Annotated in this window: 24 protein-coding genes; 12 read left to right on the forward strand and 12 right to left on the reverse strand. The window is 72.2% G+C overall.

All coding sequences use genetic code 11. The features are described 5' to 3' along the window. The first annotated feature begins 33 nt into the window (after positions 1-33). Together ACFY0U_RS10660 and ACFY0U_RS10665 are read left to right on the forward strand one after the other, a co-directional pair. Entirely contained in the window at positions 34-270 is a 237-nt protein-coding gene (locus ACFY0U_RS10660; RefSeq protein ID WP_388633261.1) for a response regulator transcription factor, read from the forward strand. 38 nt (positions 271-308) lie between these two features. Then, a complete protein-coding gene (locus tag ACFY0U_RS10665; protein ID WP_388633263.1) occupies positions 309-1,502 on the forward strand; it encodes a threonine aldolase family protein in 1,194 nt (397 codons plus the stop codon). On the opposite strand, the gene ACFY0U_RS10670 is transcribed toward ACFY0U_RS10665, so the two are convergent. From ACFY0U_RS10670 to ACFY0U_RS10700, 7 genes are all read right to left on the reverse strand, one after another. Continuing rightward, positions 1,499-2,458, reverse strand: coding sequence for a lantibiotic dehydratase C-terminal domain-containing protein (locus ACFY0U_RS10670; RefSeq protein ID WP_388633266.1), 960 nt, complete (start codon positions 2,456-2,458; stop codon positions 1,499-1,501). The two genes, ACFY0U_RS10665 and ACFY0U_RS10670, sit on opposite strands and share 4 nt — an antisense overlap. Next, positions 2,455-5,430, reverse strand: a complete 2,976-nt coding sequence (locus ACFY0U_RS10675) for a lantibiotic dehydratase family protein (protein ID WP_388633269.1) — start codon at positions 5,428-5,430, stop codon at positions 2,455-2,457. The genes ACFY0U_RS10670 and ACFY0U_RS10675 overlap by 4 nt, the downstream gene beginning before the upstream one ends. Positions 5,431-5,615: 185 nt before the next feature. Continuing rightward, complete coding sequence (locus ACFY0U_RS10680) at positions 5,616-7,022, reverse strand: metallopeptidase TldD-related protein (protein WP_388633272.1); 1,407 nt, start codon at positions 7,020-7,022, stop codon at positions 5,616-5,618. Further along, on the reverse strand, positions 7,019-8,296 hold the full coding sequence (locus ACFY0U_RS10685) for an MFS transporter (protein WP_388633275.1): 1,278 nt from the start codon (positions 8,294-8,296) through the stop codon (positions 7,019-7,021). The genes ACFY0U_RS10680 and ACFY0U_RS10685 overlap by 4 nt, the downstream gene beginning before the upstream one ends. A 37-nt stretch (positions 8,297-8,333) precedes the next feature. After that, positions 8,334-9,521, reverse strand: a complete 1,188-nt coding sequence (locus ACFY0U_RS10690; RefSeq protein WP_388633278.1) for a ThiF family adenylyltransferase — start codon at positions 9,519-9,521, stop codon at positions 8,334-8,336. Beyond that, positions 9,518-10,471: an aKG-HExxH-type peptide beta-hydroxylase gene (locus tag ACFY0U_RS10695; protein ID WP_388633281.1), complete on the reverse strand. Its 954-nt coding sequence runs from the start codon at positions 10,469-10,471 to the stop codon at positions 9,518-9,520. The genes ACFY0U_RS10690 and ACFY0U_RS10695 overlap by 4 nt, the downstream gene beginning before the upstream one ends. 171 nt (positions 10,472-10,642) lie before the next feature. Further along, positions 10,643-10,783 carry a hypothetical protein gene (locus ACFY0U_RS10700; RefSeq protein ID WP_159038223.1) on the reverse strand — a complete coding sequence of 47 codons (141 nt, stop codon included), beginning with the start codon at positions 10,781-10,783 and terminating at the stop codon, positions 10,643-10,645. A gap of 180 nt (positions 10,784-10,963) precedes the next feature. Between ACFY0U_RS10700 and ACFY0U_RS10705 the strand changes: the two genes are divergently transcribed. Further along, positions 10,964-11,875: an amidohydrolase family protein gene (locus ACFY0U_RS10705; RefSeq protein WP_388633284.1), complete on the forward strand. Its 912-nt coding sequence runs from the start codon at positions 10,964-10,966 to the stop codon at positions 11,873-11,875. Between the two features lie 97 nt (positions 11,876-11,972). On the opposite strand, the gene ACFY0U_RS10710 is transcribed toward ACFY0U_RS10705, so the two are convergent. After that, complete coding sequence (locus ACFY0U_RS10710; protein ID WP_388633286.1) at positions 11,973-12,770, reverse strand: SGNH/GDSL hydrolase family protein; 798 nt, start codon at positions 12,768-12,770, stop codon at positions 11,973-11,975. 170 nt (positions 12,771-12,940) lie between these two features. Between ACFY0U_RS10710 and ACFY0U_RS10715 the strand changes: the two genes are divergently transcribed. Beyond that, positions 12,941-14,854, forward strand: coding sequence for a BTAD domain-containing putative transcriptional regulator (locus ACFY0U_RS10715; protein ID WP_388633289.1), 1,914 nt, complete (start codon positions 12,941-12,943; stop codon positions 14,852-14,854). Between the two features lie 97 nt (positions 14,855-14,951). Here the strand turns inward: ACFY0U_RS10715 and ACFY0U_RS10720 are convergent, their stop codons facing one another. Together ACFY0U_RS10720 and ACFY0U_RS10725 are read right to left on the reverse strand one after the other, a co-directional pair. Next, on the reverse strand, positions 14,952-15,632 hold the full coding sequence (locus ACFY0U_RS10720; RefSeq protein ID WP_388633292.1) for a phosphoribosylanthranilate isomerase: 681 nt from the start codon (positions 15,630-15,632) through the stop codon (positions 14,952-14,954). A gap of 15 nt (positions 15,633-15,647) precedes the next feature. Continuing rightward, positions 15,648-17,225: a carbohydrate-binding protein gene (locus ACFY0U_RS10725; RefSeq protein ID WP_388633295.1), complete on the reverse strand. Its 1,578-nt coding sequence runs from the start codon at positions 17,223-17,225 to the stop codon at positions 15,648-15,650. A 271-nt stretch (positions 17,226-17,496) separates the two neighbouring features. Here ACFY0U_RS10725 and ACFY0U_RS10730 point away from each other — a divergent pair, with 271 nt between their 5' ends. The 5 genes from ACFY0U_RS10730 to ACFY0U_RS10750 all read left to right on the forward strand — a co-directional run bounded on the left by ACFY0U_RS10730 (position 17,497) and on the right by ACFY0U_RS10750 (position 23,105). Further along, positions 17,497-19,095: an alpha/beta hydrolase gene (locus ACFY0U_RS10730; RefSeq protein WP_388633298.1), complete on the forward strand. Its 1,599-nt coding sequence runs from the start codon at positions 17,497-17,499 to the stop codon at positions 19,093-19,095. 414 nt (positions 19,096-19,509) lie between these two features. Continuing rightward, positions 19,510-20,331: an ABC transporter permease gene (locus ACFY0U_RS10735; RefSeq protein ID WP_388634305.1), complete on the forward strand. Its 822-nt coding sequence runs from the start codon at positions 19,510-19,512 to the stop codon at positions 20,329-20,331. A 46-nt stretch (positions 20,332-20,377) separates the two neighbouring features. Then, positions 20,378-21,430 (forward strand): ABC transporter substrate-binding protein, encoded by a 1,053-nt coding sequence (locus tag ACFY0U_RS10740; RefSeq protein WP_388633301.1) that lies wholly within the window; start codon positions 20,378-20,380, stop codon positions 21,428-21,430. Next, on the forward strand, positions 21,417-22,208 hold the full coding sequence (locus ACFY0U_RS10745; RefSeq protein WP_388633303.1) for an ABC transporter ATP-binding protein: 792 nt from the start codon (positions 21,417-21,419) through the stop codon (positions 22,206-22,208). The genes ACFY0U_RS10740 and ACFY0U_RS10745 overlap by 14 nt, the downstream gene beginning before the upstream one ends. Positions 22,209-22,235: 27 nt before the next feature. Then, positions 22,236-23,105 (forward strand): TauD/TfdA dioxygenase family protein, encoded by an 870-nt coding sequence (locus tag ACFY0U_RS10750; RefSeq protein ID WP_388633305.1) that lies wholly within the window; start codon positions 22,236-22,238, stop codon positions 23,103-23,105. A 35-nt stretch (positions 23,106-23,140) separates the two neighbouring features. Here the strand turns inward: ACFY0U_RS10750 and ACFY0U_RS10755 are convergent, their stop codons facing one another. Both ACFY0U_RS10755 and ACFY0U_RS10760 read right to left on the reverse strand, forming a co-directional pair. Beyond that, the gene (locus ACFY0U_RS10755; protein ID WP_388633307.1) at positions 23,141-23,623 is read right to left on the reverse strand and encodes a DUF6644 family protein; all 483 of its coding nucleotides are present in this window, start codon (positions 23,621-23,623) and stop codon (positions 23,141-23,143) included. Positions 23,624-23,634: 11 nt separating this feature from the next. Next, positions 23,635-24,306, reverse strand: a complete 672-nt coding sequence (locus ACFY0U_RS10760) for a DUF6152 family protein (RefSeq protein WP_388633309.1) — start codon at positions 24,304-24,306, stop codon at positions 23,635-23,637. Between the two features lie 170 nt (positions 24,307-24,476). On the opposite strand from ACFY0U_RS10760, the gene ACFY0U_RS10765 reads away from it, so the two are divergent. The 3 genes from ACFY0U_RS10765 (at position 24,477) to ACFY0U_RS10775 (ending at position 25,944) form a co-directional block, all read left to right on the forward strand. Continuing rightward, a complete protein-coding gene (locus ACFY0U_RS10765) occupies positions 24,477-24,806 on the forward strand; it encodes an antibiotic biosynthesis monooxygenase family protein (RefSeq protein WP_388633312.1) in 330 nt (109 codons plus the stop codon). A 125-nt stretch (positions 24,807-24,931) separates the two neighbouring features. After that, on the forward strand, positions 24,932-25,771 hold the full coding sequence (locus ACFY0U_RS10770) for a Scr1 family TA system antitoxin-like transcriptional regulator (protein ID WP_388633315.1): 840 nt from the start codon (positions 24,932-24,934) through the stop codon (positions 25,769-25,771). Next, complete coding sequence (locus ACFY0U_RS10775; protein ID WP_388633318.1) at positions 25,768-25,944, forward strand: DUF397 domain-containing protein; 177 nt, start codon at positions 25,768-25,770, stop codon at positions 25,942-25,944. The genes ACFY0U_RS10770 and ACFY0U_RS10775 overlap by 4 nt, the downstream gene beginning before the upstream one ends. Positions 25,945-25,949 lie beyond the last annotated feature (5 nt).

Raw genomic sequence — 25,949 nt, forward strand, 5'->3', positions numbered from 1 at the left:
GGATCGGGAAGGGCGGCGTCAAGGCTTGCCCCCATGACGGCAGACCTCACCCTCATGCCCGGCCCGGTCCCCGACAAGAACCCACCGCTCTCCCCGCGGGAACGGCAGGTGCTCGCCCATATCGCGGCGGGCTTCACCCACTCACAGACCTCGCGGCGGCTGCGCATCAGCCCGAGTTCCGTCGAGACGTATCTCCAGCGCATCCGCCACAAGCTGGACGCGCCGACCCTGGCTCATCTCGTCCGCGCGGCGATCGAACTCGGCCTGTGACAGGGAATCGGCCCGCGACAGGGAAAGAGAGGACAGCGATGAAGGACGGCGCCACGGAGAGCGCGGAGAGCGCGGAGAGCGCGCCCGAGCGGAACATGCGGCTGCTGCGGGAGGCGAAGAAGGTCCTGGCCCGGCCGTCCGCCACCGTGTCGCTCCAGGAACGGCTCACCTTCCTGGCGGAGCAGGCCTGTTCGGTCTACGACGTCTCCGCGCCGCCCGATGTCTACGGCGACGGTGTCGTGGCCGAGCTGGAGCGGCGGGTCGCCGAGCTGCTGGGCAAGGAGGACGCGGCGTTCTTCCCCACCGGCACCATGGCCCAGCAGGTGGCCCTGCACTGCTGGGCCCAGCGCAGCGGCAACCGCCGGGTGGCGCTGCATCCGGTCTCGCACCCCGAGGTGTTCGAGGCGGACGCTTTCCGCATGCTGAGCGATCTGCGGCCGATGAAGGCCACGGTGGCCCCGCGCCATCCCACGGCCGAGGAGATCCGCGCTCTGCCCGAGCCGTTCGGGGCACTGATGCTCGAACTCCCCCTGCGTGACGTCGGATACCTGCTGCCGACCTGGGACGAGCTGGTCGAGGTCACCGGGGCGGCCCGGGAGCGGGGCGCGGTCGTGCACTTCGACGGGGCCAGGCTCTGGGACTGCACGACCCACTTCGGGCACTCACTGGCCGAGATCGCGGCCCTCGCGGACAGCGTGTACGTCTCCTTCTACAAGTCGCTCGACGGGCTGTCCGGAGCGGCGCTGGCGGGACCGGCCGATCTGGTCCGGGAGACCCGGATCTGGCGGCACCGCTACGGCGGCAAGGTCTTCCAGCAGTTCCCCGCCGCCCTGTCCGCGCTCATCGGCCTCGACCGTGAACTGCCGCGGCTGCCCGCGTACGTGGCGCAGGCGCGCGTGGTGGCCGCGGCGATGGCGGACGCGTTCCGGGAGGCCGGGCTCGGCTGGTTCAAGGTGCAGCCCGAGGTGCCGCACACCCTTCAGTTCCAGGTGTGGCTGCCCCACTCCCCCGAGGCGCTGGTGGAGGCGGCGGCCCGGCAGGCCGAGGACAGCGGGGGCACGCTCTTCCAACTTCCCTGGTGGCAGCCGGGGGTTCCGCCGGGGATCAGCCTGACGGAGGTGACGGTGACCGCGGCCGGTCTCGACTGGAGTCCTTCGGACGTACGGGAGTCGGTTCTCGACTTCGTCCGGCGGGTCGAGGGCGTCGAGGCTGTCGACGGTGCGGCGGGCTAGGGCTTGCTTTCGCCGGTGCCGTCGAGGCCGGTGTCGTCCAGGCCCGTGTTGTCGAGCGGCAGGACGGACAGGGCCTCGGCGGTGAGCGCCTGCTGGCCCGCGGTGAAGCCGGCGCGGTTCCAGTGGAAGACGGTCCAGTAGGCGGCGGCCTGCCGTGGGGACAGCGGGTGGTGGGTGCGGGGCAGGCTGAGGCACTCGCGGTGCCAGGCCCGGAACAGGTCGTCGCCGGTCCGGGCGAACTCGTCCACGAGCGACGCCCGCAGGCCGTCCCGTTCCGGACCCGGCGCGCGGGCGGGTGTCCCCCACGCGTCGCCCCAGCGTTCCTGGAGCGCCCTGGCCAACGAGACCACCTCCGGCCGCGCCCACGCGTGTTCGGTCAGCCGGCGGCCGGTGTCCCGGCACACCCGGTCCCAGACCTCCCTGTCCTCCCAGCCGACGACCCCGAGCGCGGCGTAGACACGGGCGAGGACGCGGAAGGAGAGCTCCCAGCGCTCCCCGCTCGTGGCACGGCCGCCGCGGGCGGCGTGCCAGCGCATCCACAGCCGGGAGTCCGCGCTCCAGGTGCGGTGCACGAAGTGCATCGAGCGCGAACCGCCGAAGAGCACCTCCTGGGGTTCGTACACGGCGCTGCGCACGCGGTCGGGGCCGACGACGCGTGCCGCTGCGGCCACCGCCGCCTCGCGCAGCTCGGACAGGGGCCTGTCCTCCGGGGCGCACAGACGCCAGCGCAGGCCGGGGGGCTTGTGGATGAAGAAGTACGAGGTCGCGTGACCGGTGCCGTGCAGGAGTCCGGTCTCGTGCAGCAGCTGCTGGTACACGTGCGGGGCGGGCGGGTAGTCGGTCAGGATCAGGCCGATGTCCACCCAGGGGCTGCGGGGGGCTGCCCGGTGGGGCGGGATCAGGGTCTCGTCGGTGCCGGGCATCAGCGGGTCGGTGTCGGTGAGGTGGGGGTTCACGCGGCGCTCCTGGTGGCTCGGTGCCATGAGTGGAGCGCGTGCTCCGCGGCGGCGGCGAGGCCGAGCAGCCCGTCGGCACCGGCCGTTCCGGCGAGGCGAAGGGCGTGCTGACGCAGCATCAGTCGCCCTTCGTGTACCGCCGCTTGAGGAGACGACGCCTGCTGGAGGCACGCCCGGGTTCGGGTCGCGCGCTCCTCCCACAGCTCGGTCAGCTCCGAGGGCAGCTCGTTGTCCCGCCGGGCCGGGTCCGTCAACAGCGGTAGCACGGCTCGCCGTTGGGGTGAGAAGCCCCGACGGTCCGGGGTGATGTCCGCGAGGGGCGAGGCGCCGCCCTCGGTGCTGAGCCGCGCGGCGAGGTCCAGCACGCCGAGCAGCGGTACGTACGGTTCACCGGCCCCCAGCGCGGCCAGCGCGCACCGGGTGTCGACCGCCGCCCACCGCTCCGCCAAGTCCGGCTGCGCCACCGGCGTACCGAACCCGGCGTCCCGCGGGTAGGGCAGGATCGTCGGCCCTTCGACGGCGGGGTCGTCGGCCAGGGTGCCGGACAGCCGGGCCAGCAGGCTGCCCCAGGTGTCCTCCTGCGCGAGGCGGACACAGAGTTCGGCGTGCTCGTGGTCAACGTGGGTGAAGAACCACCGGCGCCCACCGAACACTTCGGACAACCGCCCGCGCAGCACCGCCCACCGCCCACCCGGGCACCCCACGACAGCACGCAGCCATGCGCCACCGGGCAGGACGGGGGGTAGGGGGCGAGGGCGCTCGGGAGGCGCGCCGTGGCGCCGCCGGTCCGACGGGGTGACGGAGGGGCCGGCCGCCGGTGTTGTCGTGGGCGGGGCGGGGGTGTCTGTCGTGGTCAGGGGGAAGACGGCCTCTACCAGGTGGGTGCCGTGGGGGGAGTGCGCCCAGGCATGGTCGTGGGACAGGGGTTCGGTCAGGGTCGTGGGGCTTTTCTGGGTCTGGCGGTGCAGTAGGTGGAGGTCCACGGGGTCGTCGAGGTGGAGGGAGAGTTGGCGGTCGCCGTCGACCAGCGTGACGTGTGAGGGCACGTTCCATCGGCGGCACCACTGGGCGAACCGCTCGTGCCAGGAGGGGCCGTGGGTGAGGGCCGGCTCCAGGCGCCAGGTCTGCGGGCTGAGGACGGTGCGTCCGCGACGTACGCGTGGCAGCCAGGGTGCGGTGGCGAGGGCTCCCCAGTCGAAGCCGAGGGCGAGGTTCTCCCCGGCGGCCGCGGCGAGGAGGTGGGCGCTGTGGGGGCCGGTGGTCTCGGCGTTGAGGGCGGTCGCCGCCCTGGGGAGCACGCGGGTGCCGAGGGCGCGGGACCAGACCTGGGGGCCGTCGGCGCCGGGGAAGAGCAGCAGGTCCTGGAGGTGGAGGTCACCGGTGCGGGAGCCGTCGGCCGGGCTGTTGGTGTGGATGCGGGCGGGCCGGGTCAGAGTGGCTCGGGCGACGTTCTCGGCGGGGGCCTGCCGGGGCCGGTAGGTGATGTCGGCGAGGACGACGGGCCCGCCCGCCCGGCCGGCGGCGACCTGGTCGGTCCGGTCGTGGACGGTGCGCAGCGCCTGTTCGCCGGCGGGGCCGAGCGCGGGAGCGAAGCGGGCCAGTGCGGTGCCCGCGCTGGTACTGGCGGGCCGGCGCACATGCAGCTCGAAGTCGCCGCGTCGCAGCGCCGCCAGGCCGGGCGCGGCGACGACCGCGAAGAGGTCGAGTTCCGTGACCGGCGCCGTCCCGGCCGCCGGGGCGACCGCGTCCAGCAGGGCGTCGTCCAGCACGATCTCCGGTCGCCCCTCCCGCAGGGCGTCCGCGTACGCGGCGAGCAGCGCCGGGTGGGTGGAGGGCGAGCGAGTCGGGAGTGGTGGGCAGTGGAACTCGGCGAGCGGCACCGCGTAACCGCCACTGACGTGTCGTAGGTGCCGCTGTATGTGCCCGCGCTCGCGGGCCGTGGCGAACCGGGCGAGGACGGCTGCCGCCCGCTCCGCCTCCGCGCGGACCTCGGGGCCGAACGCGATGTCGGCCTCGACCAGAGTGTCCACGTGCAGGGGGCTGCCCGTGCCCGGGTCCGCGCCGGCCGACCGCGCGACCCGGTCGGCGAGGTCGTGGACGCGGGCGAGGGCGTCCTCGGCCTCACCCGGCGGGGTGTCCGCATAGGCGGTCAGGGCGGCCTCGTACTCCTCGATGAGCCGCGTCGGTTCGGGGTGCAGTGCTGCTCGGCGCAGACGGTCCAGGACGTGGCCGAGGGGGTCGTCGGAGTGGGCGGGCGGCTGGAGTTCGCAGACGAGGAAGCCGTGTGTGACGAGTGTGGCGAGCAGCCGTCCGGCGTCCCGCGGGGAGAGCCCGTGGGCTCGCGCCGCCGCCTGGAGGCTGTCGCCCCTGGCCGGGCGGGCGGCGGCGTCCAGGACGGCGTCGAGCGGGGGCGTGGTCCGCAGCGCCACGCGGCTGACGCGTGCGTCCGGGGCCGGCAGCACATGGGTGGCACCGTCACGCCGTACGGCGGGACTGGCCGTGTAGGTCAGCGCGGTCAGGCTCCGCGGGGACCGTGCCAGTGCCTGCACGACCGTGCGCAGCCACGCCGCGTCCGGGCGTACCGCGCGGCGATGGCGGTGCGGCGGGGCCATCTGCCCGCGGGCCGTGTCCGTGAACGGTGCCACGGTCACCCCCGCGAACAGCCCGAACGGTGTCGCGCGCCCCCGCATACGTGCCGCGTAGGCGGTCAGACTGGCCGCCAGCGACCGCAGCCGCTTCTCCGGAAGCCGGTCCAGGGACTGCCGGCAGACCAGCGCCGTGGACGGACTCGCCAGCGCGACGGCCTCCCGGAGTACGTCGTCGCGCAGCAACTCCGCTATACGGGCCCGCAGTTGCTCGGCAGTGGGCGCCGCCGAGGCCGGAGCGACGCCGCCGACAGCACGGTCCGCCGGGGCGAGGGGAAGACGTACGAGGGCGGGCCCGACGACGGTGAAGTGGCCGGGGTGGGGCATGTCGGCCGCCGATCGGCTTTCCCGCGCCGGGACTTCGGAGGTCGGGGCCGGGGCGCGCGTGTCTCCGTGGCCGGTGATCGTGCGCCGGGTCCCGGTGCGGTCGGGGGCTCGCCTGTCTCCGTGGTCGGTCGTCGTGCGCCGGGTCCCGGTTCGCTCCGGGGCGCGCCCGCTTCCGTGGCCGGTCGTCATGCGCCGGGTCCCGGTGCGGTCCGGGCAACCGCGGCTCGTGGTGGGGCGAGCCGACGGTGCGGGTGGGTCGTGACGACGCCGGTGAGGAGGGTGGGGGTGGTGGCGCCGACCGGGAGGCTGCCGGAGGTCGCCAGGCAGTACGCGGACCACGGCCGGACAGTGGCGGCGCAGCCCAATGCCCTCACCTCCAGAAGAAGTTGACGTGCCTCCGCCGTGACCACGAACGGCTCCAGCCGGTGCTCGGCGGTGCCGTCCCGGTACGTCGCGTCCTTGACCTCCAGTACGACGGTGCCGTCCCGGTGGTCCAGCGAGCCGAAGCCCAGCCGGTGGACGCGGATCACGGGGGCGGTGGTCTCACCGAGGGCGGTGTCCAGGGCCGTCGGGGCGGGCGCGGGTGCCAGGGCGAGGTGACTCATACGGGGCTGCGGGGCGTACCGGGCGTCCTCGGTGCGCCACGGGCCGTCGGGGGTGTCGGCGAGCAGGCCCGTCAGCCGCCCGGCGGTGAGCAGGGGGCGCCGGCGGGTGGGCTCGCCCAGCATCGTGTACCGGTGCGCTCCGAAGCTCAAGGCGCGGGTGGGGTCGTCGTCGACACCGAGCCCGTCGAACGCCACGGGACGGCCGCCGTCCTGCGCCAGCAGGGACGGGCGGTGCCCGGTGCTCTCCAGCAGGTGACCGCAGACCTCGTGCAGGAAGGCGCCGGCGCTGCCGTCCACGAGCAGCAGCTGTACGCGGGGCGCGACGGTCCGGGGGCGCGCACCGGCCCGTCGTACCGCCGCCTCCACGCGCTCGGCGAGCGAGTCCAGCCCCTCCGGCACCTCACCGCTCCAGCCGGCGTCGGCATCCGCGATCCGCCGCCCCGCCCCGAGCACGTCCACGACGACGGCCGCGGTGCGCAGGGTCTCGCGTACCGCGAGCCCCCGCGCGGGCACGAACAGTCGCTCCTCCACGACCGTGTGGGCCTCGGCGATCACCTCGTACCCCGCGACGCCGGGCAACCGCCGGAGGATCGCCTCGACGAGATCCGCCGCGTCCCGCTCCCCGGCCGGCGGCACGGCCAAGGGCAGATCCGGACCGGCCGGAGCCCCGAGGCGGTCGCCGTCCACCGCGCGACTCACAACCTCCCGCACCGCATCCGTCCCGTACCCGTCGACCGCCGCGTGCCGCACGCCGTACGGGCCCCCGTCCGCTCCCGGAACGAGGGCGAACGCGGTGGTGTTCTGGCGGGTGTGGTCGGTGATCCGGCGGAGGTCGACGGGTCCGGAGCCCGTGCGGGTGGCCGCGGCGGCCGCGCGACGGTGGCAGCGGACCGTCACACAGGCCGGTCCGCCCGCACCGGCCAGCGCCGCCGCGTCCGCGCTCGCCCGGGTCAGGGCGCGTGCGCGGTCGTCCGCCACCGTGGTCATGACGCGGGCTCCGTGGCCGGGGCGGGGACGGTCACCGGCTGCGAACGGGCCCGGTGATGGCGCAGGGCCGGCAGGAAGGCCAGGGCGGCGAGGCCGCTGCCCGCCAGGCCGAGGACCCAGGTGCCGGAGACCGTGTCGAACGCCGCGACCGCCACGCCGAGGAGCACCCCGCCGAGCGCGAAGCCGCCGGTGATGGACGACTCGACCAGACCGTAGAAGGGACCGGAGTCGTCCTTGCCGACCCGGTCGGCGTACGACGTCCAGTACATCGGTTCCGGGATGTTGGCCGCCGCGCCCAGGGCCACCGCGCACACCAGCGCGATCAGCAGGTCCGGGCTGGAGCCGAGCAGCCCGAGCACCGCCCCCATCGACACGACGCTGGTCACGCACAGCAGAAGGTGTCCCTGGGTGGCGACCCTGCCGCCGATCAGGACCCCGACGACGCTGCCGATGCCGACGGCGGCGGTCAGCCAGCCGATCGCCCCGTCCCCGGCGTCCAGACGGTCGCCGAGCAGGGGCAGCAGGACCAGCGAGGCGCCGGCCACGGTGCAGGCGACCGCCTGGGTCACGACGCAGGCCAGCACGACCGGGTCCTTGCGCATGGCCCGGACGGCGGTGGCGAGGGCACCGCCGCGCAGTCCGACGGGCGAGGCGGCCGGCGCCGGCCGGCGCGGCTCCTCGGTGGTCGCGGGCGGTCGTACCGAGAGGACGAAGGCCATGGACAGCAGGAAGCTGGCCGCGTCCGCGACCAGGGCGCCGACATTGCCGACCGTGGTGGTCAGCAGGCCGCCGACCGCGGGGGCGACGACGATGACCGTGGTGCCGGTCGCGCCGAGCACGGCGTTGAAGCCGGCCCGCTGTTCGCTGTCGATCACATCGCGCTGGAAGCGGCGCTCGGCCGGTCCGTGGAAGGCGCTCACCGAGGCGCACCCCACCACCAGGACCACCAGCAGCCAGGCCGGCTGGTCGGCGGCGGCCGCGGCGGCGGCCAGCAGGAGCAGCAGGGCCCGCAGCGCATCGGCGACGATCATGAGCGTCCGGGGCGCGAGCACCGCCCCCCACCGCCCCGCCCAGGGGCCCAGTGCGAAGGGCACGACGACCCGCAGGGCCGTGAACAGGGACAGCGCACCGGCCCCGCCCGCCTCGAAGACCAGCACACTCATGGCGACGTAGAGGATCCAGTCGCCGGCCTTGGAGATCGCGTCCGCCGCGAGCAGCCGTCGGGCCTCGGGGACGTGCGCGATGCTCCGGTAGTTCGTCAAGGCGTTCTTCATGGGCTTGCTCTCCTCGTTCGCCGATCCGGTCGTTCGCTCAGCCGGCCGCCGGACCGCGGGCGCTCTCGGCACAGTCACAGGCGGGGTGTCCGGGGAACGGCTCCAGCACGGTGTGGGGGTGTTGGAACCGCACCACTCCACCGGCGGTGGACGGCGGCGCGGCACCGGTCAGATGCAGGACGATCTCCGTGGTCATCAGGTGGGCCACGGTCAGCGGCCCGGACACGAAGGCCGGATAGCGCCAGGACGTCTTGGCCGCGAGGGCGTCCACCAACAGGTCGTGGCGGTCGCCCAGTTCGGCGCGCAGCCGGTGTTCCAGACAGCCGAAGCAGCCACCGGCGCCGGGCCGGTACATCGGGCCGACCGATCCGGCGAAGGCGCCCAGGTAGGGCGTGCGGTTCTCCTTGCAGGCCTCGTCGATCCACCGGTTGAGGACGAAGCGCGGCGCGTCGGCGCAGACCGCCACGAAGTCGGCTCCCTCGATGCAGCGCAGCACGTCCTGACGGTCGCGGACGTACTGGTCCAGGACCCGGTGGGAGGTGTACGGGGAGAAGCGCGTCAGCTGCCCGGCGAGGCAGGCGGCCTTGCCCTGTCCGCTCTGGTCCGGGCTGTAGAGGATCTGCCGGACCAGGTTGGACGGCTCCACGGTGTCGCCGTCGACGAGGGTCAGCCGTCCCACCCCGACGGCGGTGAGAGCCTGGGCCAGCAGACTGCCCGCCCCGCCGAGGCCGATGACGGCGACGTGGGCCTCGCGCAGCCGGCCGAAGTAGTCCCAGTGACCCTGGGCGTCGGTGGACAGGCTGCCCAGCCACTCCAGTTCGGTGGAGAAGCGCTCGACCAGCGCGTCGTCGGCCCACGCCGGGCGCTCACCGTCGCGCAGCGGCACGAGGATGCCCGCCCGGGCCAGCGGGGCGAGGAGCCGGGCCACCCGGTCGACGACGTCGGCCGAGGCAGCGCCGACGACACGGGCGGCGGCTTCCTTCAGCGTCGGCCGGTCGCTCTCGATGAGCAGCAGGATGCGGCGCAGCGCCTCGGGCGGCCCGGAGATCACCCGGTGATCGGCGTAGACACTGTCGAAGAACAGGGAGCCGTCGGCGAGTTCGAGCATTTCCCACTGGTTGCTGAACTGCCAGCGCTGATCCGCCTCCGACGGGAGCGCGGTGTGCTCCGCCGTACTGCGTCCGGCGACACCGAACCGCGGTGCCGCGGCGGTGGCCGGCGTCATGAAGGCACGCCCTCTCGCGCCAGGCAGGCTCCCATCGACGCCCGCAGCGCCCTGCCGTCGTCGGTCCATCGGGCCGTGTCGTCCAGGAGGGTCAGCGCGTCGTCGAGCGAGTCCAGGGCGAAGCGGCGCCGCTCCTCGACGGGGCAGCCGTCCAGGGGGCCTCCTTCGGGATGGACGTCCAGATAGCGGCGGAACCCCTCGGCGACACGGCACATGACGAACGCGGCGTGCAGGACACCGCGCAGCGGCCGGGGGTCGGGGCGTAGCGCATGGGTGCCCACGGCCTCGGGGTTGGCGATGAAGCGGGTGAACTGTTCGCGCAGGGCCAGCGAGTGATGGGCGGTCTCGTGCAGCAGCAGTTCGTACATGCGCAGCGGGTCGCTCGCCTCCTCGACCTCGGCGTAGACGGTGCCGTAGGTGCTCTGGACGGTGGCGGATCGCAGCGGCCCGCGGGCGAAGACCAGGTAGCGCACCAGCGTGTTGTGCTCGGCCCACGCCTCGGGCCAGCAGGCGGCGAGGGCCTGCCGGGCGAGGCCCAGCGCGGTCCGCACCTCGTCGGGGAGATCGACGACGACCGTTCCCGCCTCCTCCTCGCCCCAGTTGAGGGAGCGCAGTACTTCCTGGAACCCGTCGCGCAGCCACAGCGGGTCGGTACGCCCGGTGTAGACCTCGGTGGGTCCGGGTGTCCCGGCTTCCGTCAGCCGGCGCGTCAGCTCGGTGAGGCCGGGCTCCGGGGCGCCGCCCTTGTAGACGGAGTGGACGGTGGCCGGGGCGAGCCGTCGGGCACCGCGGACCAGTTCCTCCACGAGGGGGCGCTCGGTCTCGCTCAGTCCGGCCGCGGCTCGGCGGGCCAGACTGCGGTGGAAGACCGCGGCGAGCCGCTCGGTCGCGGCCACTTCGATGACGACCGAACGCGCCTGTTCGGCCAGGTCGGCGGGGATCGCCTTCACTGCTGTTCCTCCTTCGTCGCTCCGTCGTCGCTACTGCTTCGCTCCGTTCGCGTCCTGGGGGCGAAGAGCTGGGGCGGGACCTCGGATCCGAGGTCCCGCCCCGAGTGCGGGCCGTCGTCACGGCCGCTGTCACCCCGCGGGTCGCGGTGGTGGAAGCTCTCGGCCGACGGCTCAGGCGAGGCGCGGCTCGGTGTAGGTGAAGGAGGTCTCCGCCGTCTCGAGCTCGATCTCGACGTCCAGGTCCGCGGCGACCTTGGTCTCGACCTGGTCCTCGACCTGGGCGGACTGCATCTCGTTGATGTTCTCGGCCATTTCCGTCTCCTTGAGTCGGGCCCGCCGTTCGGGCCGTGACTCAAGAGTCCGCCGGCGCCGGGAGCCCAACCAGTCGGTAAAGCACACGACTTGACAGGCGGGAGTGGCCCTTGTAACGAGGCTCCGCGGGGTGCGGTACGGGGTGGACGCGCCGCCTCGTCGGAGGCGATCGTGGGCGGCATGAGCGATCAAGCGGCCACGCGTGACGGGACTTCGGACGGGGAAGCCGGCGAGGTGCGCCGCTTCTGGGGGCGGCTCGGGCTGCCCGGGCTGATCGACGTGCACACGCACTTCATGCCCGAGCGGGTCCTGCGCAAGGTCTGGGAGTACTTCGACGCGCTCGGACCGCTGACCGGCGGTCTGGAGTGGCCGATCACCTACCGGCAGGAGGAGGCGGAACGGGCGGCACTGCTGCGGGAGTTCGGCGTACGGGCCTTCACCTCGATGCTCTACCCCCACAAGCCGGGCATGGCCCGGTGGCTGAACGACTGGGCGGCCGGCTTCGCCCTGCGCACGCCCGACTGTCTGCACACCGCCACGCTCTTTCCCGAGCCGGACACCGAGGCCTACGTCCGCGAGGCCGTCGAGGCGGGTGCGCGGGTCTTCAAGGCGCATGTGCAGGTGGGGGCGTACGACCCGGCCGACGAACTCCTCGACGGAGCCTGGGGGTTGTTGGCGGAGACGGGGGTCCCTGTCGTCATCCACTGCGGCTCCGGGCCCGCGCCCGGAAAGCACACCGGCCCCGAGCCGGTCGGCCGGGTGCTGGGGCGCCATCCCCGGCTGCGGCTGATCGTCGCGCACATGGGGATGCCCGAGTACGAGGATTTCCTCGGCCTCGCGGAGCGGTACGGGGAGGTGCGGCTGGACACGACGATGGCGTTCACCGACTTCACCGAGGGCCTGGCCCCGTTCCCCCACCGGTCCCTGCCCCGCCTGACCGGCCTCGGCGACCGCATCCTCCTCGGCACCGACTTCCCCAACATCCCCTATCCGTATGTGCATCAGCTGCGTGCCCTGGAGCGACTGGATCTCGGGGAGGAGTGGCTGCGGGGGGTGTGTCACGACAACGCGGCGGGGTTGTTCGGGCTGTGAGCCGGAACCGGTGAGTGGGATGGTGTCGTGTCAGCCGCGCGGGACGCCCTCGTCTCCGACGCGGAAGAGGGAACATCCGTGCAGGCGGGCGGCGGGATCAGCCCCAGTGGGCTTCCAACTGCCCGTAATAGCCCGCGATATAGCCGGCCAGGGTGGGGTGGAAGACCTCGGTCCCGGCGTTCAGATCGTTGAGCCACGGGTCGGAGCCGCAGGCGCCGTGGTTCTTGAACGCCGGGCGTACGTCGAGGAAGGTGACCGGCTCCTTGGCCGCCGCGGCCCTGGTGCCGTCGGCGAGGGCGTCGGCGAAGGCGTTCATGTAGGTGCGCTTGGCGGGGCTGAGGTCGATCAGGGGGCAGGCGCCGGTCGTGGAGAGGGCCTGCGGGTAGCCGAGGACGGTGACGGTGGCGTGCGGTGCGCGGGTCTTGATGTCCTTGTAGAGCGCGGCGAGTTCGTCCACCAGTTGGTTCTTCGCGTAGTACGACATCCAGTCCGTCGCCGTCTTGCAGTAGCTGTCGGACTCCGTGAGACAGGCCTGGACGACGCTGGAGAACTGGGCGTCGTTGCCGCCGATGGTGAGGGTGACGAAATCGGTGTCGGTGCTCAGCGCGGACAGCTGGTCGGCGCGCACGTCCGCGATGGTCGCGCCGCTGCACGAGACGTCCTTCAGCTGGTACTCCTCGTGCACGCCCGCCCACAGCGCCGGATAGCCGACCGCGCTGCGCTTGCAGTCGCCACTGGCGCTGTCGTAGTGGCCGGCTCCGACGCCGGACGCGTACGAGTCACCCAGGGCCACGTACTCCCCTCCGGTCGCCGCCCGGGCGGGAGTCGCGGCGGTCGACGCGAGGCCGGCGACCGCCAGGACGGCGCTGACGAGGACTGACTTCACTCTACGCATGGGTTCCTTCTGCTTCCCGGTCACGGAGGTCCGAAGGTAACCGCGGGGTGTTGCCCGGAACTTGTCAGTACGTTGTCGTTGTCGCCGGCTCTGGAACGCCCGGGGCGAAAGCGCTGTCTCCTTCATCACGTAGCCTGCTGCTCCGATGTCGCCAGGGAGGGCGTCGACCGTTGGACTCACGTGACACACACACGCTGCGGTTCGGCACGCTCGGCCCCGTCGAGGTGCTGCACGGCGACACCCCGCTCGACCTCGGGCCCAGACAACGCCGGCTGCTGCTCGTCCGGCTGCTCCTGGAGAACGGCCGCCCCGTCTCCCAGGAGACCCTGCTGCGCGACCTGTGGCCGACGGAGCGGCCGACCGGCGCCGCCTCCTCCGTGCGCGCCCATGTCAGCCGGCTGCGCGCGGTCCTCGACCCGGTCCGGCAGGGCCGCTCCACCATGCTGGTCAGCGGCCCGTCCGGATACGCCCTGAAGGTGCCCCGCGAGGCCCGGGACACCACGCTGTTCAAACAGTCCGTGAACCGGGCCCGCGAAGCGCTGCGCGCCCGTCAGCTCCCCCTCGCCCGCCAGGAGATCGAGGCCGCGGCCGCCCTGTGGCGCGGCGAGCCGCTGGCCGAGGCCCGCGAGCACGCCTTCGCGGTCCGCGAGCGCACCCGGATCGCCGGGCTGCTCCACGACGCCATGGAACTCCGGTCAGCGATCCTCCTCCAGCAGGGCGAACCGGCACACGCGATCGCCGTCGCCGAGCACCTCCTCGCCAAGGCCCCGCTGCGGGAGACGACCTGGGCGCTGCTGATGCGCGCGCTGTACGCGGCGGGCCGGCCGGTGGAGGCCCTCGAACGGTACGAGCGGTTCCGGGACACGCTCGCCACCGACCTCGGCCTGGACCCCAGCCCCCAGCTCAGGGAGCTGCACACGGCGATACTCCGGCACGACGCCGTCATCCTCGGCGCCCCGGCGACCGGTACGGTCCTCCCGCCCGTCCCGCACCAGGACCCCGATCCCTTCGTGGGCCGGGGTGAGGAGACCGCGCAGCTCTCCGCGCTGCTGTCGGCCGCCGCGGCGGGCCGCCCCCGGTGGGCGGTGGTCCAGGGCGAGCAGGGGTACGGCAAGACGCGGCTGGTGGAGGAGCTGTCGGCGCGGGCGCTGGCCGCCGGGTTCACCGTCGCCCGCACCCGGGCGGGGCAGGCGCTGAGCGGCAACCGGGGGATCTCCCGGACCTGTCCGACCGTGCAGATCCTCGACGCGCTGCGGCAGGACGGCAGGGACTCCGCGCAGGACGAGGTCGCCCAGAAGGACCCGCTCGCCACGGTCGTCCATGAGCTCACGGTCGGCCCCACCCTGTGTGTCGTCGACGACCTCGACCAGGCGCCGCAGGGTTTCCACCGGCTGCTGCGGCGGCTCACGCAGGTGCTGCGGGAGGGACCCGTCCTGTTCGTGTGCACCCTGCGCAACGGCGACAGTCCGCACTCCAGCCTGCTGCTCGCGGACCTCGCCCTGCTCGGCGCGGCCTGGCTGACCCTGGGGCCGCTGACCGCCGACGACGTGGCCGAACTGCTCGCGGCGCGCGGCGAGGACGTCCCGCCCGGGGAGGCGGCGGCGCTGCACCGGCGGGCCGAGGGGCACCCGTTCACCCTGTCCGAGCTGATCGAGCTCCCGCCCGGGGAACGCACCGGTCCGTCGGCCCAGGTACCGGCCGCGATCCGCAACCTCCTCCACGCGCGGCTGCTCGAACTGCCCGACGAGGCCCGCACGATGCTCACGTACGCCGCCGCCGACGGCGACTGGCTCGACGTACCCCTCCTCGCCGAGGTCCAGTCCCTGGCCCCGGACGAGCTCCTCCCCCTGATCGACGCCGCCGTGACGGCCCGCATCCTCCTCTGGGACACCGACCGCGGCCGCTACCGCCTCCCCGAACTGGCCCGCGACGTCATCCTCGGCACCCAGACCCCGTCCTCCCGCCAACTCCGCCACGCGGCCCTGGCCCGAGCCCTGACCACCCGGGAGGACACGGAGGAGTCCCGCCTGACCCGACACCTCCGCGCGGCAGGCCCGATGGCCCCGGCGACGCCCCCGCCGTAAGCGATCGGCAGAACGGTAACCGCGCAGGTGAGCGCCGACCCGAGCGGGACGGATCCGCCAGTCCCGCCCGCCCCAGCCCGGCCCCCGCCCCGGGCGGTCACCTCACGGGGCGGGCCGCCTTTACGAATGCTGTGATCAGGGCCGGGTCCTTTACGCCTCGGGCGTGTTCCACTCCGCTGGAGACGTCCACGCCCCAGGGGCTGGTCGCCTCGACGGCTTCCCGGACGTTGTCGGGGGTGAGGCCGCCGGCCAGGAGCCATTTCTCGCCGGGGGCGGCGTGGGGCTTGCTGGACCAGTCCCAGGCGATGCCGGAGCCGGGGACGGGGGCGTCGAGGAGGAGCATGTCCTCGCCGTACTCGCCGACGCGGGGTACGGAGTCGCCGAAGGCGGCGGCGCGGATCAGGGTCCAGTCGCCGGTGGCGAGGTCGGCGTAGTACGCGTGGTCCTCGGGGCCGTGCAGCTGGACGGCGCGGATGCCGGACTCGTCGGCCATGGCCCGTACGAAGTCCAGGGGCTCCTCGCGGAAGACGCCGACCGTCAGGACGTGCTCGGGCACCCGGCGGCTGAGCCGGGCGGCCGTGGCGGCGTCGACCCGGCGCGGGCTCTGCGAGAAGACGAAGCCGATGGCGTCGGCGCCGGCCTCGACGGCCGTGTCGACGTCCCGCTCGGTCTTCAGGCCGCAGATCTTGATGAACAGGGTTTCGCTGGAGTTCTCGCTCACGGGACCCAGACTGCCGTATCGCGCGCGAAAGGCCCGGGTCGGGGACCCGGGCCTCATCCGCGGAACGCGGCCCTACAGCGTGACCCGGGTGCCGCCGATCGTCACGACCAGCGTGCCGTCCGAGGCGAAGGACCAGGCCAGGGCGCCGGAGTAGGCGGAGCAGCGGGAGCCGTTGGTGCCGGACCAGAACTGGTTGGAGCTGTCGGAGTTGCCGATGATCCGGTCGTTGGTGCCGCTGCCGCCGCGGCACGAGGTGTTGTTCCGGAACACCGAGGTGCCGGCGTCGAAGTTGAAGTTGCGTTCGGTGTTGTCGACGCTCAGGTTGTTGGAGATCGTCATCGAGCCCGGGTTGCTGTTGTAGGTGAACCCGTGCTTTCCGTTGCCGTAGGCGATGCTGCGCCGCACGACGTGGTTGATCGGCACGTCCTCGCCGCCGAGCTTGTAGCCGTTGCGGTCGCCGTTGCCGGCCTGCGAGCCGTCGCTGAGGGTGCCGTTGCCGTAGGACAGGGAGTCCTCGATGGTCACCGTGCCGATCGGGTCGTAGTCGGAGTAGGTGTAGAGGTCCCAGCCGTCGTCGATGTTGTGGTGGGCGACGGCGTACCGGAAGACGTTCCCGGCGCCGACCGTCAGCTTCGCGGCGAAGCCGTCCGCGTCCTCGCCGTCGGAGTCGGCGTTGTCGTGCGACTCGGCGCTGAGGATCAGGTTGTTGGCCGGCCACTGGCTGGTCGGGGTGGTGGAGGCGATCCGGCCGAGCTGGAGTCCGGTGTCGCGGTTGTAGCGGGTCACCGTGCGCTCGATGACGTTGTTGCTGCCGCCGACGTAGATCCCGTTGTCCCCGGCGCGCTCGACGACGAGGCCCTTGACGTGCCAGTAGTTGCCGTTGATCTGGAGCCCGCGGTTCGACGAACTCTCGGTCTGCGCCGCGAAGTTGAGCACGGGCTTCTCGGCCGCGTAGGCGGCGATCGTGGTGCGGGCGCTCGACGTCCCGTTGCTGCCCACCGGGACGGTGACCGTCGAGGAGTAGGTGTACGTCCCTCCGCGCAGGTAGATCGTGCCGCCCGAGGCCACCTTGCCGATCGCCGAGGCGAGGGTGGTGGGGGCGTCGATCGTGCCGGCCGCGGCGGCGGTGCCGCTGGGCGAGACGTAGAGGGCGCCGCTGGTGGGAGGTGTGGTGCCGCCGTCGGCGGTCGTGGCGTCGAGGTGGTCGACGTTGGGCAGGCCGTTGGCCGTGGTCGGGCTGAGCCGGATGGTGTTGCTGCCCGAATTGACCGGCACGGTCAGGGTCTTGGTGGTCCAGCCGGACCAGGTGCCGGTGCCCTCGAAGGAGGCCGTGCTGACCGTCGTTCCGTTCACGATGATGTTCGCCGGTCGGGCGGTGGTGGTGCCGTTGGCGAAGCGGACGGCCACGGTCGCGGTGCCGGCCGCGGGTGCGGTGACGGTGAACTGGGCGTAGCCGCTCGTGGAGTTGGTGGCGTTGCAGAAGCCGCTGCCGGAGTAGCCGGTCCACTCGGTCTCGATGGCGCCGGTGCAGACGGCCGGGGCGGTCTCGGCCTCGTAGCGCGTGGTGGCCGCCTGTGCGGTGGGGCCGGACAGGGCGACGAGGGTGCCTCCCAGGAGGGTGGCGCAGGCGATGACGGGTCTCAGGTGCATCGTGGATCTCCATCTCCAGGACGGTGCGGGTCGTGCCAGAGGGGTGGAGCTGATGGGCCGAAAACAAGGCTTGGAAAGCGCTTTCCCCCCGGAAGGTAGGAGTGCTGGCCTGAGCACGTCAATAGTCCGGTAGCTGATTTCTGTTCACATGAGAGAACGCCGGGGCGGCATCCCGGAAACATCTGTGCGTTCCCTGTGGAACTGGAAACCCCTCGAACTCCTCTTCATCCACGGGTTCTTGGCGTCACATCAGCTACAGGGGGAACACACCTTGCTCAGACCACTGAAAACCATCGGCGCGGCGGCGATAGCGCTCGTCATAGCCGGGGCCGGGGCAGTCCAGGCAGCACCCGCCCGGACCGCCACGGCCCCGGTGCCGACGCTCGCCTGGGCGGACTGCCAGGGCGGCTTCGAGTGTGCGAACGCCGCCGTGCCGCTCGATTACCGCGACCCGCAGGGCACCACCATCACCCTTGCCGTCATCCGCAAGAAGGCCACTGACCAGGCCGAACGCAAGGGCACCCTCTTCCTCCAGCCCGGCGGCCCCGGCAACTCCGGCGTGGACTTCGTCCGCAACAACTACGCCGATCTCCCCGCCGACCTGCGCGACTCCTTCGACGTCTTCGGCTACGACGTGCGGGGCGTCGGCCGCAGCTCCGCGCTCCAGTGCTGGGACGACCCCACGTACACGGCCGCCGTCACCGCGGCCAAGGGCGTCCCCGGCCCCGACGCCTACGAACCCGCCGTACGCCAGGCCGCCGACTTCGACCAGGCCTGCCAGGACAACGCGGGCGCCCTGCTGCCGTATGTCGGCACGGAGTACGTCGCCCGGGACATCGACCTGCTGCGGCAGGCGCTCGGCGAGGAGCAACTCACCTACTACGGCCGCTCGTTCGGCAGCTACATCGGCACGGTGTACGCGTCCCTGTTCCCGGAGCGGGTGCGGGCCCTCGCGCTCGACGGGGCGTACGACCCGGAGCGCTACGCGAACCAGCCGTACACCTACGACCGGACCCAGTACCTCGCCCTGGACGGCGCGATGGGCCGCTTCCTCGACTGGTGCGCCGCGGACCAGGCGACCTGCGGGTTCGGCGACGGCGACCCGCGCGGAGCCTTCGCGAAGCTGAAGGCGGACCTGGACGCGAACCCGGTGGTGACCGCGAGCGGCGGCCGGGCGGGCGGCTACACCCTCGTGTACCGCCTGATGTTCAACATCAACGAGGGCAAGGTCATCTGGCCCGCCCTCGGCGGCGCCCTGCGCAAGGCGCAGCTGCGCGACAACACGTCCTTCCTGCTGCGGCCGCCGTCCCCGGCCAGCTTCGACTTCCTCGGCCCGAACGTGGTCGTCGAGTGCGTCGACAAGGACTACCCGAAGAGCCCGGCCCGCCTGAAGCGCGAGGTCACCACCAACGCCCGGCTGGCCCCGCTCCTCGGCCCCGCCATGGCCTACGGCCCGCCGACCTACGACCACCAGCACGCCCCGGCCTGCGTCCAGTGGCCCGGCGAGCAGGTCAGCCGCTACGGCGGCCCCTTCGAGGCGGAGGGCTCCGCACCGATCCTCGTCCTCGGTACGACCGGCGACCCGGACACCCCGTACCGAGACGCGGTGGCGCTGTCGCGCGAGCTCGACAACGGACGGCTGCTCACGTTCGAGGCCGAGGGACACACGGCGTTCGGCCGCAGCGCGTGCGCGACGGACGCGGTGACGGCCTACCTCGTCGACCTCAAGGTCCCGAAGCGGGGCGCCAGTTGCGCGGACGAGACGCAGCCGCCGTCGTCCACGCCCACGGTGGCTCCTTCCGGTACGACGCTGAGTGAGCTGCGGAACGGGGTGAGCGACCGGGTGGAACGCATCGGCACCCTGCGCTGACTCCCTTGAGGCGCCGGTCCGTCGAACGGGCCGGCGCCTCGCCCATGGCGGATGCGGTGACGGGCACAGCTCCTGGCCCGGCACCTTCCTCGGCACGTTCTGAGAACGCCCCGGTCCAGGAAGTAAGACGCCCCTTGGTGGGGGGCCGTGGCTGCTGTACAACTTTGTCCATGATTCACAAGCCGCTCGTGCGACGCCTGGTCATCGACCTGTGCCGACGCCCGGCTTCGTGTTGTCGTTGATCCCGCGCTGACCCCGTGGTGACGTGCCTCTGATGCGCGTCTGATTGCGTTCCCCCCTTTCTTCGGGCCGTCGTCCCCGTTTCGCGACGGCCGCGACCGCTCACCCCTCGGCGCCCGTTGGAGGCTGCCCGTGTCCACGACACCTCAGTTGTCGAAGGCCGAACCCGAATCCATAGAGAGCGTCAAGTCGCCTACGTCGCGCCGCACTTGGGCGCGGGCGCGCGACATCGCTCTGCCCTTCGGGTCCCTGCTCCTCTTCCTCGCCCTGTGGCAGCTGCTCGCGGCGAGCGGGACGTGGAGCGAGACGTTGGTGCCGGCGCCGGCGAAGGTGTGGGACGCGTTCGTCGACGTGTCCACGACGCATGACGGCGTACGGGGCTACAACGGCACGACCCTCGTCGAGCACCTCGGCATCAGCCTGCGCCGCATCGCGCTCGGCGCCGGTATCGGCATCCTCGTCGGGGTGCTGTTCGGCGTGCTGATGGGCACCGTCGGCTGGTTCCGCGCGCTGTTCGAGCCCTGGATCACCTTCCTGCGGACGCTGCCGCCGCTGGCGTACTTCTCGCTGCTCATCATCTGGCTCGGCATCAACGAGGAGCCGAAGGTCACCCTGCTGGCGGTGGCCGCGTTCCCGCCGGTCGCGGTGTCCACGACGGCCGCCGTCGCCGCCGTACCGCGCGGTCTCGTCGAGGCGGCCCGGGCGCTCGGCGGGTCGCGGTGGGACGTCGTCAAGGACGTCGTCCTGCCCTCCGCGCTCCCCGAGACCCTCACCGGCGTACGCCTCGCCGTCGGCGTGGCCTACTCCTCCCTCGTCGCCGCCGAGCTGGTCAACGGCCTGCCCGGCATCGGCGGCATGGTCAAGGACGCCGCCAACTACAACAACACCCCGGTCGTGCTGGTCGGCATCATCGCCATCGGCGTCTCCGGGCTGGTCATCGACGGGCTGCTGCTACGGCTGGAGCGTGCCGTCGTCCCCTGGCGCGGCCGCGTCTAGGCCCACCCAGTCCCCCTCAACTCCCTTGCACAGAAACGGCACCGCCATGTCCCCTGTCTCCCCCGGCCCCTCCCGTCGTCTCCTCCTCGCCGGCGCCCTCGCCACCGTCTCCGCCGCCCTCACCGGCTGCTCCTCCGACAGCGAGGCCGCCTCGTCCGGCGGCTCCAAGCAGCTGCGGATCGGCTACTTCGCCTTCCCCAGCGGCGACTTGATCGTCAAGCAGAGAAAGCTCCTGGAGAAGGCGCTGCCGGACCACAAGATCACCTGGATCAAGTTCGACTCCGGCGCCAGCGTCAACCAGGCCTTCCTCGGCAAGTCCCTCGACATCGCGGCCCTCGGCTCCAGCCCGTTCGCCCGCGGGATCTCGGGCAGCTCGCCGATCCCGTACAAGGTCGCCTTCATCCTCGATGTGGCCGGCGAGAACGAGGCTCTGGTCGCCCGCAAGTCCACCGGCATCACCGACGTCGCCGGACTCAAGGGCAAGACGATCGCCACGCCCTTCGCCTCCACCTCCCACTACAGCCTGCTCGCCGCGCTCGCCGAGGCCGGGCTCAAGACCTCCGACGTCAAGCTCGTCGACCTCCAGCCGCAGCCGATCCTCGCCGCCTGGCAGCGCGGTGACATCGATGCCGCGTACGTGTGGCTGCCCACCCTCGACGAACTCCGCAAGACCGGCACCCAGTTGACCAGCAGCAAGGAGATCGGCGCGGCCGGAAAGCCGACCCTCGACCTGGCCGTCGTCTCCGACGAACTGATCGCCCGCGACCCCCAGGCCATCGACACCTGGCGCTCGGTCGAGGCGGAGGCCCTGCGGCTGCTGAAGTCCGACCCGGACGGCACGGTCAAGGACGTCGCCACCGAGCTCGGCATCAGCACCGCCGACGCCAAGGCCCAGCTCGCCCAGGGCGTCTTCCTCACCCCTGAGGAGGTCGCCTCCGCCGACTGGCTGGGCACCGACGGCAGCCCCGGCAAGCTGCTCACCTACGTCACCGACACCGCGACGTTCCTCGCCGACCAGAAGCAGATCGACGCGGCGCCGGGCGAGGACGCGGTCCGCAAGGCGTTCTATCTGAAGGGGCTGCCCGATGTCCTCAAGTGAGACCAGGGAAGCGCCCGTCGAGACCCCTGTCGACGGTTCCGTCCGGATCCAGAACGTCACCCACCGGTACGGTCCCGTCACCGCCGTCGGCCCGGTCGATCTCACCGTCCCCGCGGGCGAGTTCCTCGTCCTCGTCGGCGCCTCCGGCTGCGGCAAGAGCACCCTGCTGCGGCTGATCGCCGGGTTCGAGCAGCCGACGCAGGGCGCGGTACGGGTGTCCGGCAACGCGCCGAAGCCCGGCGAGGCGGCCGGAGTGGTGTTCCAGTCGCCGCGGCTGTTCCCGTGGCGGACCGTACGGGGCAACATCGACCTGGCGCTGCGCTACGCGGGCGTCGAGCGCGCCCAATGGCCCGCCAGACGCGCCGAGTTGCTGGCCCGTGTCGGCCTTGAGGGCACCGAGAAGCGGCGCGTGTGGGAGATCTCCGGCGGGCAGCAGCAGCGGGTCGCCATCGCCCGCGCCCTGGCCGCCGAGAACCCCCTCTTCCTGCTCGACGAGCCGTTCGCCGCGCTGGACGCGCTGACCCGGGAGCGGCTCCAGGAGGACGTCCGCCGGGTCACGGGCCGGACCACCGTCTTCGTGACCCACTCCGCCGAGGAGGCGGTCTTCCTCGGCTCCCGCATCGTCGTCCTGACCAAGGCCCCCGGCACCGTCGCCCTCGACCTGCCGGTCGACCTCCCGCGCGGCGAGGTCGACGCCGACGAGCTGCGCGAGTCACGCGAATTCACCGAGCTGCGCGCCCAGGTGTCCCACGCGGTCAAGTCGGCGGCCGCGGCCTGAACGCCGTATCCAAGAAGGGAAGCTCAGATGACGGTCACCACCCCTCCCCAGCTCCGGCTCACGCCCCTCGGCCCGGGCTTCGGCGCCGAGATCGACGGCATCGACCTCGCCCGCCTCACCGACGAGGAGGTCCAGGCGCTCAGGGAGACCCTCGTGGCGTACAAGGTCCTCTTCGTCCGTGGCCAGGACGGGCTGGACGACGCCGCGCAGATCGAGTTCGGCCGCCGGCTCGGCGAGGTCACCGCCGGGCACCCGGTCCACGACTCCGGTGACGTGGCGCCCGAGGTGTACGCGCTGGACAGCCAGGACGGCGGGTTCTCGGACGTCTGGCACACGGACGTCACCTTCGTCCGCCGCCCACCCGCGATCTCGATCCTGCGGGCCGTCGTGCTCCCCCCGAACGGCGGCGACACCACGTGGGCCGACAGCCAGCTCGCCTACGAGTCGCTCTCCCCGGGCCTGCGCGCGTACGTCGACACGCTCACCGCCGTGCACGACGGCAACCGCGAGTTCGGCTACTACCTGGCCCAGCGCCGCCAGGGCCGCGGAAACGTCTGGGACGGCGAGGTCGTCACCGCGCTGACGCCGGTCGAGCACCCCGTGGTCCGCGTCCACCCCGAGAGCGGCCGCAAGGGCCTGTTCGTGAACCCCGGCTTCACCTCGCACATCGCGGACGTCTCCGAGTACGAGAGCCGGGGCCTCCTCGACATCCTCTACGCCCACCTGACCAAGCCCGAACATCTCGTACGCCACCGCTGGCGGCCCGGCGACGTGGCGCTGTGGGACAACCGCAGCACCGCCCACTACGCCAACCGCGACTACGGCGACCGGCACCGGGTCATGCACCGCATCACCCTGCGCGGCGACGAGCCCGTGGGTCCCCGGGAGAGCCCGTGAGCCGTTCGTAGCCAGGGGCGGTCGCGGATGCGACGTCAGGTGTAGGCCAGGAGCCTTCCCGCGATCGTGACGCCCGACCACGACGTCAGGGAGACGACCGCGGCGACCCGGGCGGCGACAGGCGTCGGCCGGTCCATGTCCCAGTCGGCCACACCGCGGTAGGTCCGCCGGTGGAAGATCAGGATGTTCAGACCCGCGAGCAGGATGAGGCCGAGCTTCCACGGAGCACTGCCACGGTCGGCGATGAGGCTCGCGCCGGGCAGGAACATGACCACGCCGGTGACCGCCGCGATCACGAAGCCGAGGTGGGAGATGCGGAGCAGATGGTGGGCCGCGGTCGTCACCGGCAGTACCCGCCGGCCGACCCCCAGCAGCCGGAGGTCGAACGCCGCGGCCGGGCCGATGAGGAGGGCGATGCCGATGATGTGGACGCTTTCGAGCATCGGGTACAGGTAGGCCGTGCCACGGACGGCCTCGGCGAACCCGGTGTCCTCTAGCCAGGAGAAGACGCTGTCCATGACGGGCGCCGTCACCCTCGGGGCGAACGTCGTCGCAGGTAGAAGGCTCCACCCGCGATGACGGCGACCAGGACGCCACCGAGCGTGCCCCACACCACGGCCGGTGACGTGCCCTCGGAGTCCGCCGCGGCCGACGGGGAATCCTGGTCGGCGTCGGCGGACGCCGCGTCGCCCTCCGGATACGGGACCGGCAGCGGCCTCGCCGGCAGTTCCTCGTTGAGGACCTGGTTGACGGGCGTGCCCTCTTCGTACCAGAACACGACCGGACGGAACTCGTCGGTGTGACTCCTGCCGACGTAACCGACGGCTTCGATCCGCTCGCCGTCCTCGAGCTCGCGGTCCAGGCCCCACATTCCCGTGAAGCTCGGCGGCGCGATGGCGACCTCCAGCTCGTCCTGAGACCCGCTGTAGGAGGGCGCGGCGTTGATCGGGTCGCTGTCGGGGGCGTCCTGGAGTCCCTCGGGCAGATCGCGCTCGGGGGTGTCAGCGGGGAGATCGCTGTCGATGGTCACGTTGAAGTACGAATGAGGCTCACCCCAGCGGACCTGCGAGACGGTGCCGGAGATGTAATAGAGGCGATCGGTGTCGAAGTCGTCGAAACCGTGATGTGCCTGGGCGGTACCCGCCGAGAAAAAGACGAGTATCGCCGCCGCGGCCGGCGCGGCGATTCTGGGGAAGCGCATAGCGAGTCGTTCCTTCGAGAGGGCTTGGGCTGGGCCGCAACCAGTGAATCTCAACAAACGACCGGCAAAGAAGGGTCAATTTTCTCCCTGGATGGCGGATGTAGCAGACTGCGCGCACACGGTCCAGGCCAGGGGCCCAGCCCGGGGCCCCTCTTTACGAGAGGTGTCATGTGCCCAGCATCGTAAAAATCAATGTGCTCACCGTCCCCGAAGAGCAGCGCGCGGAACTGGAGAAGCGGTTCGCCGCCCGGGCCGGTGCGGTGGAGAGCTCCGACGGCTTCGAGTGGTTCGAGCTCCTCCGGCCCGTCGAGGGCACCGACACCTACCTCGTGTACACGCGGTGGCGCTCCGAGGAGGACTTCGAGAAGTGGCGGTCCCAGATGGGGGCCTCCCACGGCGGCGGTGGCGCCAAGGGCGGGGAGCAGCAGAAGCCCGCGGCGACCGGGGCGACGCTGTGGTCCTTCGAGGTGGTGCAGTCCGCCGGGCCCAAGGAGGGCTGATCCTCTCGTTTCCCTGACGCGGGTCACTCTCCGTGTCCATCATGGAACCCTGTGCGCACCCGTACAACGCGTTTGTACGGGTGCGTCGCGGTGAACGTACGGGCGCGGCGGGGGAGTTCTACGCCATGGGAACCACGACAGGTCCACGGTCACGGGCCGCACGCAGGAACGCCTCCGCGATGAGGATGGTGGGAGCGCTGCTCGCCGTCTTCCGGACGGCGGCCGGGTACACGCAGCAGTCGCTGGGGGACGCGCTCGGGCTGGGCGAGCAGATGATCGCCTCGATCGAGCAGGGCAGACGGCGGTTGATGCCGGATGTCGCGGCGCGACTGGATGAACTCCTCGATACGAAGGGGGCGTTGACGGTTGCGCTGAGCAAGATGCCCGAGGTGGATCTCGTGCCGCTGTGGGCGGAGGAGTTTCTGGCGCGGGAGCGGGAGGCGATCGCGATCTCCTCGTACCAGAACCAGGTGCTGCCGGGACTGCTGCAGACGGACGCGTACGCGGAGGCGGTGTTCCGCAGCCGGGTGCCGGTCTACGACGAGGACGAGATCGCGCGGCTGGTGGCGGGCCGGGTCGAGCGTCAGGCGATCGTGCGCGGGAAGAACGGGCCGATCACGAGTTTCGTGGTCTGGGAGCCCGTGGTGCGGGCGCCGCTGGGCGGGATGGCGGTCCGGGACGAGCAGTTGCGGCATCTGCGCGCATGTTCGGAACTCCCGAACCTCATGCTCCAGATCCTGCCGCTGGAGCGCACCACGCACGCGGGGTTGAACGGGCCGTTCGTCCTCCTCGAAACCCCCGAACACCAGCGGCTCGTCTACGCGGAAACACAGCGCGGCAGTCAACTCATCGCGGATCAGGACGAGGTGGCGATCCTGAACCAGAAATATGCCATGCTGCGGTCACAGGCCCTCACCCCTGAGGACACGAGGGATCTGCTGGACCGTCTGCTAGGAGAGCAATGAGCGGCACCGCGCTTCAGTGGTTCAAGTCGAGCTACAGCGGCGACGAAGGTGGCGACTGCGTAGAGATCGCCACCCAGCCCACCGCAGTGCACGTCCGTGACTCCAAGACCCCGTCCGGTCCGCAGCTCACCGTCGCTCCGGACGCTTGGGCCGCCTTCATCGCCCAGAGGTAGCACGG

The organism is Streptomyces sp. NPDC001536 (assembly GCF_042894505.1).
In the GTDB taxonomy this organism is placed as follows: Bacteria; Actinomycetota; Actinomycetes; order Streptomycetales; family Streptomycetaceae; genus Streptomyces.

Coding starts and splice junctions, on each gene's coding strand:
- ACFY0U_RS10690 (WP_388633278.1), bottom strand. CDS start 9,521: ATGACGCCGGCCACCGCCGCGGCACCGCGGTTCGGTGTCGCCGGACGC.
- ACFY0U_RS10665 (WP_388633263.1), top strand. CDS start 309: ATGAAGGACGGCGCCACGGAGAGCGCGGAGAGCGCGGAGAGCGCGCCC.
- ACFY0U_RS10720 (WP_388633292.1), bottom strand. CDS start 15,632: ATGAGGCCCGGGTCCCCGACCCGGGCCTTTCGCGCGCGATACGGCAGT.
- ACFY0U_RS10750 (WP_388633305.1), top strand. CDS start 22,236: ATGACGGTCACCACCCCTCCCCAGCTCCGGCTCACGCCCCTCGGCCCG.
- ACFY0U_RS10740 (WP_388633301.1), top strand. CDS start 20,378: ATGTCCCCTGTCTCCCCCGGCCCCTCCCGTCGTCTCCTCCTCGCCGGC.
- ACFY0U_RS10700 (WP_159038223.1), bottom strand. CDS start 10,783: ATGGCCGAGAACATCAACGAGATGCAGTCCGCCCAGGTCGAGGACCAG.
- ACFY0U_RS10770 (WP_388633315.1), top strand. CDS start 24,932: ATGGGAACCACGACAGGTCCACGGTCACGGGCCGCACGCAGGAACGCC.
- ACFY0U_RS10685 (WP_388633275.1), bottom strand. CDS start 8,296: ATGAAGAACGCCTTGACGAACTACCGGAGCATCGCGCACGTCCCCGAG.
- ACFY0U_RS10755 (WP_388633307.1), bottom strand. CDS start 23,623: ATGGACAGCGTCTTCTCCTGGCTAGAGGACACCGGGTTCGCCGAGGCC.
- ACFY0U_RS10745 (WP_388633303.1), top strand. CDS start 21,417: ATGTCCTCAAGTGAGACCAGGGAAGCGCCCGTCGAGACCCCTGTCGAC.
- ACFY0U_RS10710 (WP_388633286.1), bottom strand. CDS start 12,770: ATGCGTAGAGTGAAGTCAGTCCTCGTCAGCGCCGTCCTGGCGGTCGCC.
- ACFY0U_RS10760 (WP_388633309.1), bottom strand. CDS start 24,306: ATGCGCTTCCCCAGAATCGCCGCGCCGGCCGCGGCGGCGATACTCGTC.
- ACFY0U_RS10705 (WP_388633284.1), top strand. CDS start 10,964: ATGAGCGATCAAGCGGCCACGCGTGACGGGACTTCGGACGGGGAAGCC.
- ACFY0U_RS10725 (WP_388633295.1), bottom strand. CDS start 17,225: ATGCACCTGAGACCCGTCATCGCCTGCGCCACCCTCCTGGGAGGCACC.
- ACFY0U_RS10675 (WP_388633269.1), bottom strand. CDS start 5,430: ATGCCCCACCCCGGCCACTTCACCGTCGTCGGGCCCGCCCTCGTACGT.
- ACFY0U_RS10660 (WP_388633261.1), top strand. CDS start 34: ATGACGGCAGACCTCACCCTCATGCCCGGCCCGGTCCCCGACAAGAAC.
- ACFY0U_RS10775 (WP_388633318.1), top strand. CDS start 25,768: ATGAGCGGCACCGCGCTTCAGTGGTTCAAGTCGAGCTACAGCGGCGAC.
- ACFY0U_RS10680 (WP_388633272.1), bottom strand. CDS start 7,022: ATGACCACGGTGGCGGACGACCGCGCACGCGCCCTGACCCGGGCGAGC.